7 protein-coding genes are annotated in these 12,919 nt (G+C 63.0%); 6 read left to right on the forward strand and 1 reads right to left on the reverse strand.

Annotated features, from left to right (window positions below):
- Positions 1-5 precede the first annotated feature (5 nt).
- From AT984_RS06415 to AT984_RS06440, 6 genes are all read left to right on the forward strand, one after another.
- Complete coding sequence (locus AT984_RS06415) at positions 6-1,022, forward strand: cupin-like domain-containing protein (protein WP_058722130.1); 1,017 nt, start codon at positions 6-8, stop codon at positions 1,020-1,022.
- A gap of 8 nt (positions 1,023-1,030) precedes the next feature.
- On the forward strand, positions 1,031-2,563 hold the full coding sequence (locus AT984_RS06420; protein ID WP_058719385.1) for a tryptophan halogenase family protein: 1,533 nt from the start codon (positions 1,031-1,033) through the stop codon (positions 2,561-2,563).
- A 66-nt stretch (positions 2,564-2,629) separates the two neighbouring features.
- Entirely contained in the window at positions 2,630-3,595 is a 966-nt protein-coding gene (gene glk / locus AT984_RS06425) for a glucokinase (RefSeq protein ID WP_058719386.1), read from the forward strand.
- A 157-nt stretch (positions 3,596-3,752) separates the two neighbouring features.
- Positions 3,753-6,353, forward strand: a complete 2,601-nt coding sequence (ptsP, locus tag AT984_RS06430) for a phosphoenolpyruvate--protein phosphotransferase (protein ID WP_058719387.1) — start codon at positions 3,753-3,755, stop codon at positions 6,351-6,353.
- 18 nt (positions 6,354-6,371) lie between these two features.
- The gene (gene ptsG, locus AT984_RS06435; protein WP_058719388.1) at positions 6,372-8,207 is read left to right on the forward strand and encodes a PTS glucose transporter subunit IIBC; all 1,836 of its coding nucleotides are present in this window, start codon (positions 6,372-6,374) and stop codon (positions 8,205-8,207) included.
- Between the two features lie 149 nt (positions 8,208-8,356).
- On the forward strand, positions 8,357-10,921 hold the full coding sequence (locus tag AT984_RS06440) for a glycoside hydrolase family 3 protein (protein WP_058719389.1): 2,565 nt from the start codon (positions 8,357-8,359) through the stop codon (positions 10,919-10,921).
- Between the two features lie 206 nt (positions 10,922-11,127).
- On the opposite strand, the gene ilvD is transcribed toward AT984_RS06440, so the two are convergent.
- A complete protein-coding gene (gene ilvD / locus AT984_RS06445; RefSeq protein WP_058719390.1) occupies positions 11,128-12,816 on the reverse strand; it encodes a dihydroxy-acid dehydratase in 1,689 nt (562 codons plus the stop codon).
- Between the last annotated feature and the right edge of the window lie 103 nt (positions 12,817-12,919).

Here is a 12,919-nt window from a genome sequence, read left to right on the forward strand (position 1 = left end):
CACTCATGCAAGCCCTCAGGGAATTCAAGGTCGATCAAGCCGACCAGGTGCCGCCGCAGCTGCTCGCCATGGACGAGCCCTGTGTGCTGCGCGGCTTGGTCTCGCATTGGCCTCTGGTGCAAGCCTGCGAGCAGGCGGGCGGAGATGCTTCGGTAGCGGCAGCCGCTTGCCTGAAGTCGTACTGGCGCGATGCCACCGTTGGCGTGTTCCGCATGGCGCCGTCGACCCAGGGGCGCATTGCCTATAACGAAGATTTCAGCGGCTTCAATTTCAGCCGCGAGTTCCTGCGCTTTGATCAGTTGCTGGACCAGTTGCTGGCCTGCCGCGAGCAAAGCCCTTCGCCCTATCTGTACATGGGCTCGACCACGGTGGACACCTGCCTGCCTGGTTTTCGCTCTAGCCACGCGCTGCAGCTGGACTCGCCAGAAGAGGCCTTGGTGAGCTTGTGGATGGGCAACCAGATCACGGTGCCGGCGCATCAGGACTGGCCCTCTAACATCGCCTGCTGTGTGGCCGGTCGGCGGCGTTTCACCTTGTTCCCGCCCGACGCGGTGGGCGATTTGTACGTGGGTCCGCTGGACCTGACGCCGGCCGGTCAGCCCATCAGCCTGGCCGATGCATCCAAGCCTGATTTGCAGCGCTTCCCACGTTTTGCCCAAGCCCTGGCGCGGGCCCAGGTGGCGGAGTTGGCGCCCGGCGATGCGATCTACATACCCAGCCTGTGGTGGCATCAGGTCGAGGGTTTGGATGGGCTCAATGCCCTGGTCAATTATTGGTGGCGTCGCAGCCCCGCGTGGGCAGATTCGCCCAACACGGCGCTGTGGTTGGCCTTGGCCACACTGCGTGATTTACCGCCGGCCGAGCGGCAGGCTTGGCGCGCGCTCTTTGATCACTATGTGTTTAAGGCCGATGCCAGCACCGCCGCGCATATCCCTGCCCAAGCGCGCGGCCTGCTCGCGCCCTTTGACGAAACCGCCATGCGCCGCATGCGTGCATGGCTGATGAAAAAACTCAATCGATAAGGCTGCAAATGAACGTTCAAGCTTTTCCGACCGAGAGTGCCCGCAGCAGCGCGTCAGCGGTGCGCCGCGTCGTCATCGCCGGTGGCGGCACCGCCGGCTGGATGGTGGCTGCCCTGATGGGCAAGCTGATGGGCAAGCAGCTCGAGATCCGCCTGGTGGAGTCCGATGAGATTGGCACCGTCGGCGTCGGCGAGGCCACCATTCCCGCCTTGCATATGTTCCACGAACTGCTGGGCATCAAAGAGGCTGAATTCATGGCCGCCACCCAGGCCACCTTCAAGCTGGGCATCAAGTTCGAAGGCTGGAAGGCGCCCGGCGAGGACTACATCCACTCCTTCGGCTTGACCGGCCAAGATCATTGGAGTGCTGGCTTCCAGCACTTCTGGCTGAAAGGCCGGCAGCGCGGCTTGGCACAGCGCTACGGCGACTATTGCCTGGAGTTGCGCGCCGCCGAAGAGAACCGCTTTGCCCATCTGCCGCAAAACGGCATGAACTACGCCTACCACCTCGATGCCACGCGTTATGCGCGTTACCTGCGCGGCATTGCCGAGGCGCATGGGGTGCAGCGCATCGAGGGCAAGATCACCGAGGTGCTGCGCGTCACGCCCGACGGCGACTTGAGCGCGCTGCGCCTGGGCGATGGCGCCCTGGTGGCAGGCGACTTGTTCATCGACTGCACCGGCTTTCGTGCGCTCTTGCTGGGCGAGACCCTGGGTGTGCCGTATGAGGATTGGACCCACTGGCTGCCCTGCGACCGTGCCGTAGCGGTGCAGACCGCTTCGGTGCGCGAGGCCCCGCCTTACACCCGCTCTATCGCGCACCCGTTTGGCTGGCAATGGCGCATTCCGCTGCAGCACCGGGTGGGCAATGGCCTGGTCTACAGCAGCCGCGAGCTGTCCGATGCTGACGCGCCTGAGGTCTTGACCCGCCATGTTGAAGGCGAGCTTTTGATGAAGCCGCGCCTGCTGCGCTTCATACCGGGCCAGCGCCGCGAGGTGTGGAATCGCAATTGCATCGCGGTGGGCCTGTCCAGCGGTTTCATCGAACCGCTGGAGTCCACCAGCATCCACCTGATCCAGCGCGCGGCGATCCGCTTGATGCGCTTGTTCCCTGCCGGTGGTGTGCGTGAGGTGGACCGGGTCGAGTTCAACCGCCAGACGCAGGATGACCTTGAGCACATCCGCGACTTCATCATCCTGCACTATCACGTGACCGAGCGGGACGACTCTGATTTGTGGCGCCATGTGCGCACGATGGCCGTGCCCGAGACACTGCGCCACCGGATCGAGTTGTTCACCGAAACGGCGCGGGTGTTCCGTCCGCTGGACGAGTTGTTCGCCGAAAACTCCTGGATCCAGGTGATGCTGGGGCAGGGCATCAGCCCGCGCCATCACCATCCGGTGGCTGACTTGATGGGCGACGCGGAGTTGCAGCAGTTCCTGGAGCACATCCGCCGCCAGGTCTCGCAGCGCCTGGCCACCTTGCCGCCCCATGCCGCCTATGTGGAGCGCTTGTGTGCGCCTTACCGTGCCGCGGCCTGAACGACGCGCAAGGCGGAGTTTTCTCCGCCTTGATGGCTTTCCTCTTTTTTGCAAACTGAAGCTGTGATGACCGAAACCTACCCCCGCTTGTTGGGTGATATCGGCGGGACCAATGCCCGCTTTGCATGGGTCGAGGCACCCGAAGTGCCGGTGGCCCACTGTGTGAACTACCGTTGTGCCGACTACCCAACCATTGCCGACGCGATTTCAAGTTATGTGGCGGAGCATGCCCCGGCTCGGCCGCAGGCCGCCGCACTGGGCATTGCCAATCCAATCGACGGTGATCAGGTGCGTATGACCAATGGCAATTGGTCCTTCTCGATCCAGGCGCTCAAGCGCGATCTGGGCGTGGAGCACCTGTCGGTGGTGAATGACTTCACCGCCTTGGCCCTGGCCCTGCCAAGCCTGGACTCCAGCCAGTTGCATGCCCTGGACGGCGGCAGCTCGGTCGCCGGCGAGCCGCTGGCGGTGCTGGGCGCCGGCACCGGCCTGGGTGTGGCCGGCCTGCTGGCCCTGCCCAATGGCACGTGGTGTCCCTTGTCGGGGGAGGGCGGGCACACCACGCTGGCGGGCCAAGATGCTTTTGAGGATGCGGTGGTCGCTCGCCTGCGCTTGCGCTTTGGCCATGTGTCGGCGGAGCGGGCGCTCTCCGGGCCGGGCTTGGTCAATCTCTACCGGGCCTGCGCTGAAATCGCCGGCCAAGACTTGGCCGATCTGACCCCGCCCGAGGTCTTGCTGCGTGCCGAGCAAGGCGATGTCCTGGCCAAGCAAGCGATTGAGCTCTTCTGCAACTTCCTGGGTAGCGTGGCCGGCAATTTGGCCCTGACCCTGGGAGCGCGGGGCGGCGTTTACATCGGCGGCGGCGTGGCGCCTCGTTTACTCAAGGAGTTACGCCAGTCGAACTTCCGTGCCCGCTTTGAAGGCAAGGGCCGCTTCGCTGACTACTTGGCCGCCATTCCTTGCTTTGTCATTGATGCGGCGGTTTCGCCGGCCCTGGATGGCGCCTCGCGGGCGCTGGATCTTGGTTTGTAACGAGGGGCCGGTGCTCAGCCGCCATGACAACTTCAGAGTAGGGATGTTGGCCGTGGCGCGTGGCGGTCAGCATCCGAGCAGCTCGCCTGTTTCGGTCAACAGGCCCTGAGCAACCTTGCCTCTAGGGGCAGAGCGCCTCCCAACTTTTTCTCAAGCCATGCAAGCAAGCAGTACGAAAAAAAACCAAACTACGCAACTCAGGCAACTCACGCTTTTGGCGCCGCTCTCGGGCCTCTTGCTGCCGCTCGAGCAGGTGCCCGACCCCGTGTTTGCGCAAAAGATGGTGGGCGACGGCATTTCGCTGGACCCCACTTCGAATGAATTGCTCGCACCGGTGGCAGGCCGGATCACTCAGCTGCACGACGCCCATCACGCGCTCACCATCGCCAGCGACGCCGGACCCGAGATCTTGCTGCACATCGGCGTGGATACCGTCTTGCTCAAGGGCGCGGGATTCAGCCCCTTGGTCAAGCAAGGGGAGCGCGTGGCGGCGGGCCAGGCGCTGATTCGCTTCGATGCCGATGCGGTGGCCCTGGGCGCACGCAGCTTGCTGACGCAAATCGTGGTGGCCAATGGGGAGTCTGTGACTCGCATTGCGCCGGCGCGTGGCCGCGTCGTGGCCGGCCAAGACACTTTGATGGTGCTGGATTTGGCCGAGACAGCGGCCACCAGTCGCCAAGGCAGCGACAGCAGTTCAACTAGCACACAGCGCTCAGCCCCCGTGCGCTTGCCCAACCCGGCAGGCTTGCACGCCCGGCCCGCTGCGGTGCTGGCCGCTGCCGCGAAGAAGTATTTGTCTGATGTGCGGCTGGTGCTGGGCGCCAAAGAGGCCAATGCCAAGTCTTTGGTGGCCGTCATGGCGCTGTCGACCAAGCAGGGCGATGAGGTGCTGATTCAGGCTTCGGGGCCCGACGCGGCCGAGGCGACTTCGGCGCTGGCAGAGTTGCTGGCGCAAGGCTGTGGCGAGAACCTTGCTGAGGCGGCTTCGCCTGCGCCAGCTCGCGCCGAACCTGCAGCTTCCGCTAACCCGGTGGCGGCGCGGACTGTCGCCGCTGCGGCCGGAGAACTCGTGGGCGTGTCGGCTTCTCCCGGCTTGGCCGTGGGCCAGATCGTGCAGTTCCGCGTGGGCGCGATTGATGTCAAAAAAACGGGTGGCACGCCCAAGCATGAACGGGCCCGTCTGGACGCCGCCTTGCATGAAGCCCATGCCCAGCTGGAGACCCTCAAGGCTGCACTGTCTGATGCCAGCAAGGCGCAAATCCTCAGCGCTCACCAAGAGCTGCTCGCCGACCCCGATTTGTTCGAAGCCGCGATTGCCGGTATCAGCGCCGGAGACAGCGCGGGCTACGCCTGGCGCAGCGCCTACACCGGCGCTGCCGCCCAGCTGGAGGCGCTGGACAATGCGCTGCTGCGCGAGCGTGCCCATGACATCCGCGACGTTGGGCGGCGCGTGCTGGCCTTGCTGGCTGGGGTGGCGCAGACGGCCATCCAAGTCCCTGACAACTCGATTCTGATTGCCGAGGAGTTGAGCCCGTCCGACACCGCCGCCCTGGATCGCAGCAAGGTGCTGGGCTTTTGCACCACCACTGGCGGCGCCACCAGCCATGTGGCGATTCTGGCCCGCTCACTGGGCATTCCGGCCATCTGCGGCATTGATGCCGCAGCGCTGAATCTGGCCGAGGGCAGCCAGGTGGTACTTGACGGCTCCAGCGGCGTTCTGCAAACCGCACCCGATGCCGCAGCGCTTGATTCGGCCCGGCTGCGCATGGCGCAACAAGCGCAGCGCCGCAGCGAAGAAGCGGCGCAGGCGCATCTGCCCGCCACCACCTTGGATGGGCAGCGCATCGAGGTCGTGGCCAATGTGCGCAATGCGGCCGACACGCTTGAGGGCTTAACGCATGGCGCCGAAGGCGTGGGCTTGCTGCGTTCAGAATTCCTTTTTGATGAACGCGACACGGCGCCCAGCGAGGAAGAGCAGGCCCAGGCCTACAGCGCCGTGGCCCAAGCCCTCGGGCCTGAGCGGGTGCTGGTGATTCGCACGCTCGATGTCGGCGGTGACAAACCCTTGCCCTATCTGCCCCTGCCCAAGGAGGACAACCCCTTCCTGGGCCTGCGCGGCGTGCGGGTGAGCTTGGCGCGGCCAGCTATGTTCCGCACCCAGTTGCGTGCCATCTTGCGCGCCGCGCCGCTGGCGCAGCTGCACATCATGTTCCCCATGATCGCCACCTTGGACGAGTGGCGGGAAGCCCGCGGCATCTTGGCCGAAGAGCAAGCGGCGTTGGGCGTCGGCGATGTGAAAGTCGGCTTGATGATTGAGGTGCCATCGGCTGCGCTGCTGGCCGAGCAATTCGCCCGCGAGGCGGACTTTTTCTCCATCGGCAGCAATGACCTGACCCAGTACACGCTGGCGATGGACCGCGGCCACCCGCAGCTGGCCAAACAGGCCGATGCCTTGCACCCGGCCGTGCTGAAGATGATCGCCATGAGCTGCGAGGGCGCGAGCCAGCATGGCAAATGGGTTGGCGTGTGTGGCGGCCTGGCGTCTGAGCCGCTGGCCGTGCCGGTGCTGATCGGCCTGGGGGTGACAGAGCTGTCAGTCTCGGTGCCCGCCATTCCCGCCATCAAGGCGCAAGTCAAACGCCTGAGCCTGGCCGCGTGCCAGCAGCTGGCGCGCGAGGTCTTGCTGCTGGGTAGCGCCCGTGAGGTGCGTGCCCGCCTAGCAGCCTTCGCAGCCATTGCCGAAACAACAACAACTTAAAAACAAGAGACCACAGTCATGTTCCAAAACGCTTTCTCGGCGCTGCAAAAAATCGGCAAGGCCTTGATGATGCCGGTCGCGGTGCTGCCGGTGGCCGGCTTGCTGCTCGGCCTGGGCGCCACCGACTTTCACACCAGCAATGCCGTGTTCCTGGCGATTCTGTCGCTGATGAAGAATGCGGGCGATGTGATCTTCGGCAATTTGCCGCTGATCTTTGCCATCGGTGTGGCCCTGGGCTTTACCCAGAACGATGGGGTGGCCGCGATTGCGGCCACCATCGGCTTTCTGGTGATGACGGTGACGCTGGGCGTGATGGCCGGCATTCTTGGCATCAAGCCCGACATGATCATGGGCCAGCCCTCGATTCAAACCGGAGTGTTTGGCGGCATCCTGGCGGGCGGTATGGCCGCCATGATGTTCAACCGCTACTACCGAATTTCGCTTCCGGCCTACCTGGGCTTCTTTGCCGGCAAGCGCTTTGTGCCCATCGTCACTGCGCTCGGCGCATTGGTGCTGGGCGTTGTGCTGGCCTTCATCTGGCCGCCGATTGGTGGCGCCATCAAGGCCTTCTCGCATTGGGCCGCCGTCAGCGACCCCACCACCGCCGCCACGGTCTACGGCTTCTTTGAGCGCTTGCTGATTCCCTTCGGCTTGCACCACATCTGGAACGTACCTTTCTTCTTTGAGATGGGTTCCTTCACCGACGCCTCCGGCAAGGTGGTCAGCGGGGACATCAACCGCTTCTTCGCCGGCGACCCGACGGCGGGCATCTTGGCCGGCGCGTTTTTGTTCAAGATGTTCGGCCTGCCGGCTGCCGCGATTGCGATCTGGCACACCGCCCGGCCTGAGAAGAAGCTGGCCGTGGGCGGCATGATGGTGTCGGCGGCACTAACGTCCTTTTTGACCGGCATCACCGAGCCCATCGAGTTTGCATTTTTGTTCGTCGCCCCGGTGCTGTATTTCCTGCACGCTTGTTTGGCCGCCTCGGCGCAGTTTCTGGCCAATAGCTTGCACATGCATATGGGCTTCACTTTCTCGCAAGGTGGCATCGACTTCTTGATGTTCAACCTGATCGGGGATAAGGCCCAACACGCTTGGTATGTGTTCGTGCTCGGCCCGATTTATGCGGCCATCTATTACGGCGTGTTCCGCTTCGTGATCGTCAAGTTCAACCTCAAAACACCGGGCCGTGAAGTCGAGGCGGATGGCAGCACGCCGAGCAACGCTGCGGAAGTGGTGACGAGTAACGGTCAATTTGGCCGTGCACTGGATCTGGTGCTGGCCTTTGGCGGCCGTAGCAATATCGTCAATCTGGATGCCTGCATCACACGTCTTCGGGTGACGGTGAAGACGCCCGGCAAAGTGGATCAAGCGCGGCTCAAGGCGCTGGGCGCCGCCGGGGTGGTCGTGGTGGGTAGCGGTGTTCAGGCCATTTTTGGCCCCGCAGCTGAGAACCTCAAAGGTGAGATGCAGGACTATCTGGCAGTGGCTGGCGCGGAAGCCGATGGCGGCGAGGCCTTAGCCAGCCCAGCTTCGACTGGACCAGCGGGTGCAGCGGGTTCAACAGGCGCAGCGAGTCATGCGGTGGATGCCGGCAGCGCTGAGCAGCCCATTTCTCCCTGGGTGGCCGAAGCTGCCGGGCCGCTCTTGGCCGCGCTGGGCGGCAAAGCCAATCTACGCAGCTTGCAGGCCGTGGCCTTTACCCGCCTGCGGGTGCAATTGCTCGACGCTGCTCAGTTTGATGAAGCTGCGGCGAGTAAGGCGGGGGCCAATGCGGTGATGCGGGTCAGTGCGGACACCCTGCATCTGATCGTTGGCAGCGATGCGGCTCAGTTCGCCAAGGCCATGCAGTAGCAGTCCCGGCAAGAGGAGGGCAGGCATTCACGCCGTCCGGCTGGCTCTCAGTAGCCATCGGCGCTGCCCCTGACTTTTCTTCTCTTTTTGTTCATTCGCTGCCGCCCGCTGATGGCGGCCCTGGAACCCTTGATGGCAAGGCAAGCCCTATGACGCAATTCTTGAAACGCAATTTGTCCCATCTGCCGGTCTATGCCGCGGGTGTTTGGATGCTGGCGGCCTGCCAAAGTGCCGCACCGGTCGTGAGTTCGCCGGCAGCGGTGGCGGCAACAAGCGCTACGACGATGAGCGGCAACCCCGCGCTTTGGCCCAAACCCATCAGCCGCGTCGCCAAAGACCCGGCCATGGAAAAGAGGATTGACGCGCTCATTGCCAAGATGAGCCTGGAACAAAAAGTCGGGCAAACCATACAGCCCGAGATCCGCCACATCAGCCTGACCGATGTCAGCAAATATCACATCGGCTCGGTGCTGAATGGCGGTGGTAGCTTCCCCGGCAATGACAAGTTTGCCAAGGCGCAGGATTGGGTGGCCTTGGCAGATGGCTTTTACAAGGCCTCGATGCAGCCGAGCGAGAACGGTGTGGCCATTCCCATCATGTGGGGCACGGACGCGGTGCACGGTCATAACAATGTGATCGGTGCGACCTTGTATCCCCACAATATCGCGCTGGGTGCGGCGAACAACCCAGACTTGATCAAACAGATCGGTGCAGCCACGGCTCGCGAAATTGGCGTCACCGGGATTGGCTGGAGCTTCGCACCGACGGTGGCCGTGGCGCGCGACGCCCGCTGGGGCCGCACCTACGAGTCCTACGCCGAAAGCCCGGAGATCGTCAAAGCCTATGCCGGAAAAATGGTGGAGGGCCTTCAAGGCGAGCCCGGAGCCCAGGGCTTTCTCTCCGATCAGCATGTGATTGCCACCGCCAAGCACTACATCGGCGACGGTGGCACGCAAGGCGGTATTGATCGTGGCCAAACCGATGCCAGCGAAGCCGAGTTGGTCAGGCTGCACGCCCAAGGCTATGTCAGCGCGATTGAGTCGGGCGTGCAAACGGTGATGGCGTCCTTTAGCAGCTGGCGTGGTGATCGCATGCACGGCCACAAATACCTGCTGACCGACATTCTCAAAGACCATATGGGCTTCGATGGCCTGGTGGTGGGCGACTGGAGCGGCCATGAGTTTGTGCCGGGCTGCACCCGAAACAATTGCGCCCAGGCTATCAATGCCGGCATCGACATTTTCATGGTGCCGGAAGACTGGAAGCTGCTCTATGAAAACACCCTGGCTCAGGCCAGAAGCGGCGAAATTCCACTGGCACGCCTGGACGACGCGGTGCGCCGGATCCTGCGCGTCAAAATGCGTGCCGGTCTGTTTGATCGTGGTGCCCCATCGAGCTATGCGCTCGCTGGTAAAAATGAGGTCTTGGGCGCTGCCGCGCATCGCGAAATTGCGCGTCAGGCGGTGCGCGAGTCGCTGGTCTTGCTGAAAAACAAGCACCAGTTATTACCCATCAAGGCCGGCAGCAAGATCTTGCTGGCTGGAGATGGGGCGGATGACATCGGCAAGCAAGCGGGCGGCTGGAGCATCTCCTGGCAGGGCACGGGCAATGTCAATAGCGACTTCCCCGGTGCCACTTCGATTTACCAGGGCATGGCCGCCGCGGCCAAAGCGAATGGCAGCCGGGTGACTGTGAGCGTCAATGGCGACTATCAAGACCGCCCAGATGTCGCCGTGGTGGTGTTTGGCGAGAACCCCTATGCCGAGATGCAGGGCGACATCAGCAAGCTGGATTTCGCCTCCGACAAGGAATTGCAACTCTTGAAGAAGTTCAAGGCGCAGGGCATCCCGGTCGTCTCGCTCTTCATCACCGGGCGGCCGCTGTGGGTGAATCCGGAATTGAATGCATCGGATGCTTTTGCGGTGATCTGGCAGCCGGGCACCGAAGGTGCGGGCGTGGCCGATGTGATCATGCGTGATGCAAAGAACGCTGTCCGCTTCGACTTCAAAGGCAAGCTGTCTTTTGCCTGGCCGGCTCGGCCCGACCAAGCGCCAAGCTTGGCCTATGGAAAGAATGAAGGCGAGGGTGGTGGGCCGCTTTTCCCGCGTGGCTATGGGCTGACGTATGCGGACAAGAATTCAATGGGTGATGATTTGTCTGAGGCTTGGCAACTTGCAAAGCAGTCTGCACAAACGGCCACCATCTTCAAGAACCGCACGCTGGAGCCTTGGCAATTGATGCTGGCGGACGATCTGAATCACAGCAAAACCGTCACTTCCAATGTGGCCAGCCTGGGGGCCATCAGCTACCGTGCGGTAGATCGCCTGGTGCAGGAGGATGCCATTCAGTTGCAATGGAATGGCAAGGCTGCGGCCAGCGCAGGCTTCTTCGCCAAGGAGCGTGTTGATTACTCGGCCCTTGCGGCCAAGGCTTTGGTGTTTGATGTTCGGGTCAAGCATGCACCCACGGCCGAGGTGAAGCTGGCCATGAATTGCGGCACCGACTGCTTGGCTGAGCGTTCCATCACGCAGGCCTTGCGTAATGCCAAGCCGGATCAGTGGGAAACCTTGTCGATCAGCATGGCGTGTTTTGCTACGGCCAAGCTGGATATGCTGCTATCGCCGTTTGCGTTGAGCACGAGTGGGGAGTTGGACTTGGTCTTGCACCATGTCCGCATTGAGGCGGTGCCGGCGCCGAGTGTGCGGTGCCCGTAGAGGGTTTGAGTTAGCGCGAACTGGGACCAGTTCGCGTTACTCAAACTTGTGCTCCAAATTTGAACTGACGCAGCTTCGCTACGTCAGGCCTGGCCGAGTAGGCCAAGCTAGCGCTTCGCGCGATTCAAATTTGTAGCGCAAGTTCGAATTGCCACCGCTTCGCCGTGGCAGCCTTGGTCTTCTTGACCAAGGCAATTGCTGCGCAATTATTCGAACTTGTCCAACACCGCGCCTGAACTGGCGCTGGAGGCGTTCTTCGCGAACTTGGCCAGCACGCCACGGGTGTAGCGCGGCGCGGGCTTGACCCAGGCGGCCTTGCGGGTGGCCAACTCGGCCGCATCGACATGCAACTCCAGCAGCAGCTGATGGGCGTCGATGGTGATGCGGTCGCCTTCCTTCACCAGCGCGATCACGCCGCCTTCATAGGCCTCGGGCGCCACATGACCGACCACCATGCCCCAGGTGCCGCCGGAGAAGCGGCCGTCGGTAATCAGGCCCACGCTTTCGCCCAGGCCTTGGCCGATCAGGGCGCCGGTGGGGGCCAACATTTCGGGCATGCCTGGGCCGCCCTTGGGGCCCAAGTAACGCAGCACCATGACGTCACCGGCGACGATCTTGCCGGCCATGATGGCGGCCAGGGCCGATTGCTCGTCTTCGAACACCCGCGCCGGGCCGCTCATCACCGGGTTCTTCAGGCCGGTGATCTTGGCCACACAGCCCTCGGGGGAAAGATTGCCCTTCAGGATGGCCAGATGGCCTTCGGCGTAGATGGGGTTCGTCACCGGGCGGATCACGGTTTGATCGGCTCGCAGCTCGGGCACATCGGCCAGGTTCTCTGCCACGGTCTTGCCGGTGATGGTCATGGCGTCGCCATGCAGCAGGCCGTGCTTGAGCAACTCCTTCATCACTGCGGGGATGCCGCCGGCGTGGTGCAGATCAATCGCCAGGAACTGACCGCTGGGCTTCAGGTCGCACAGCACCGGCGTGCGGCGACGCACACGCTCGAAGTCGTCGATGGTCCAGTCCACCTCGGCCGCATGGGCAATGGCCAGGAAGTGCAGCACCGCATTGGTGGAGCCGCCGGTGGCCATGATGACGGCCACGGCGTTCTCGATCGCCTGCTTGGTGACGATGTCGCGCGGCTTCAGGTCGGCCTTGACGGCTTCGACCAGCACGGCAGCTGCCTTCTTGACGCTTTGCACCACCTCGTCTTCGACATTGGCCATGGTCGAGGAGTAGGGCAGGCTCATGCCCAGGGCCTCAAAGGAGGAGCTCATGGTGTTGGCGGTGTACATGCCGCCGCAGGAGCCGCTGCCGGGAATGGCCTTGCGCTCGATGGCGCAGAAGTCTTCTTCGCTCATCTTGCCGGCGCTGAATTGGCCCACGGCTTCAAAGACGCTGACGATGTTCAGATCCTGGCCCTTGTGCTTGCCTGGCAGGATGGTGCCGCCGTAGACATACAGCGAGGGCACATTGGCGCGCAGCATGCCCATCATGCCGCCGGGCATGTTTTTGTCGCAGCCGCCGATGACGATGACGCCGTCCATCCACTGACCGCCGACGCAGGTCTCCACGCAATCGGAAATCACCTCACGCGAGACCAGGCTGTACTTCATGCCCTCGGTGCCCATGGCCATGCCGTCGCTGATGGTGGGCGTGCCGAAGATCTGCGGGTTGGCGCCGGCCTCTTTCAGGCCGATCACGGCCGCATCGGCCAGCTTTTGCAGACCGGAGTTGCAAGGCGTGATGGTGGAGTGGCCGTTGGCCACGCCGATCATCGGCTTGCCGAAGTCACTTTCCTGATAGCCCATGCCGTAGTACATGGAGCGGTTCGGGGCGCGGGCAACGCCCTCGGTGATGTTCTTGGATCGGCGATTGGCGGGGGTGCTGCTCATGGCTGATGTCTCCTGCGATAGCGGGGTAGGCTGGCTTTTTGATGGGTCAATCGGCCAAGCGATGCGCGAGTATGAATTGCCGACATTGCTTTATCAAATATAT

Source organism: Paucibacter sp. KCTC 42545 (genome assembly GCF_001477625.1).
GTDB lineage: Bacteria > Pseudomonadota > Gammaproteobacteria > Burkholderiales > Burkholderiaceae_C > Paucibacter_A.